Origin of the sequence: Corallococcus sp. AB038B (assembly GCF_003668955.1) — a bacterium.
In the GTDB taxonomy this organism is placed as follows: domain Bacteria; phylum Myxococcota; class Myxococcia; order Myxococcales; family Myxococcaceae; genus Corallococcus; species Corallococcus exiguus.
Map to the genome: position 1 here is coordinate 1 of NZ_RAWO01000387.1, position 386 is coordinate 386.

General features: G+C 68.1%; 1 protein-coding gene. It reads left to right on the forward strand.

The window, feature by feature from the left end; genetic code table 11:
* Positions 1-33 precede the first annotated feature (33 nt).
* Positions 34-386, forward strand: a 353-nt coding sequence (locus D7Y04_RS43645) for an RNA polymerase sigma factor (protein WP_304988666.1), incomplete at its 3' end; no start/stop codon positions are given.

Sequence of the window (386 nt, forward strand, 5' to 3'; positions counted from 1 at the left end):
CTCCGGCTCCAATCGTAGGTCCCCAGGTGCTGGATGTCGCACGCTCCCCACTCCAAGGCCCCGCCCGCCCTGCCTGCCCGACCTGTGTCGTTCGATACGCTCTATGAGGAGCACTCCGAGGCTGTCTTCTTCTGGGCCAAGCGGTATGCGGCCGGCCGCTCGGGCTGGGCCGAAGACGTCACCCACGATGTCTTCCTCAAGGCCTGGGAGCACCGAGCCTGGCTGCGCGAGGAGGATGTGAGGGGCTGGCTCTTTCGCGTCACGCAGAACGTGGCGATCTCCACCTTGCGGCGCGAGAACACGTTTCGACGGCGCGTCGCCGACTTCCTGTTTCCGCCGCAGCGCACGGAGACGGAGTCCACGCCCGAGGCGGCCCTCGAGCGGCG